Source organism: Erwinia sp. MYb416 (assembly GCF_037479575.1).
GTDB lineage: Bacteria > Pseudomonadota > Gammaproteobacteria > Enterobacterales > Enterobacteriaceae > Erwinia > Erwinia rhapontici.
In genome coordinates this window covers 885-1,904 of sequence record NZ_JBBGYT010000285.1, presented here as the reverse complement: position 1 = coordinate 1,904, position 1,020 = coordinate 885, and the positions used below count along the sequence as shown (strand labels likewise).

At 51.2% G+C, this 1,020-nt stretch carries 1 protein-coding gene; it reads right to left on the bottom strand.

The annotated features are described in order from the left end of the window. Window positions 1-342: 342 nt before the first annotated feature. Window positions 343-1,020: flagellin N-terminal helical domain-containing protein (locus WH277_RS02565; protein WP_339504238.1), on the bottom strand; the 678-nt coding region annotated here is incomplete at its 5' end.

Here is a 1,020-nt window from a genome sequence, read left to right as displayed (position 1 = left end):
GCAACCCGTCCTTAATACCTGATAACGCGTCAATCAAGCCCTGGCTACCTGGCCAGGGCTTTTTTTATCTGCTCTTCCCCCCTCCTTTTACTCCATTATCTCTGTGTTCACCGATCTGTTATCGCAACATATTCGTGTCTGTAAGCATACATCCCCCCGTCGTCATCAGCCTCGCGGTTCAAAACCAACAGTTCGTCATCGGGAGGTCGTTAAACGATTCGGGGCACAACGCTTCGGGAGAGGGAATAGCAGGCAAAAAAAACCCGCTGTCAGCTTTGGTTACTGGCAGCGGGAGAAACTGAACGTACCCGGTTAAAGCACGTTCAAATCTTAGAGGTCAGTCTAGGAATTCAGGTTAAACAGAGACAGTTTGGACATCTGCTGGAAGACAGTATACGAAGCCTGTAAGGCCGCCTGCTTCATGGTATAGCTGGAGATGGTCTCGGTGGTATCCGCGCCAATCAACCCACTCATCTGGGTTTTCAGGTTCAGTATGGTGTCATCACCTTTAGCATCAAGCTTACCCAGTTCATCCAGGTTCGTCCCGATCTCAGCACGCACCTTGGAGACATTTTCCTGCGCATTGCTCAGGCCACGGTTAGCTTTGCCCATCTGGACCGCCTGTGCATCAATAGCGGTCTGATCGGCATCATTCAGCGGCACTTTCAGGGATTTAATCGCCGTATCAAGAATAGTGAAGATATTGCTTTCGCTGGGTGTGCCATCAGGCTCTTTCTGCGCACTGCTGGTCAGTGAGTCAAAAACCTGCTTGCCGGTATGGTTAACGGTCAGCGTACGGCTGGCATCCACTTTCTGCGTAATCGGAGATGACCCACCGTTATAAGTGGTATCACCTGTGGTGGCATCGGTGGTAAAGGGTGCTGTATCACTTTCATAACCGGCGAACAGATAGCGGCCGTTGCCGTCTGTGCTGTTGGCCAGGTTAAGCAGTTGTGCGCGAATACCTTCCAGCTGCGTGGCATAAGAGGTGCGGTCATCATCAGACAAAATGCCGTTTGA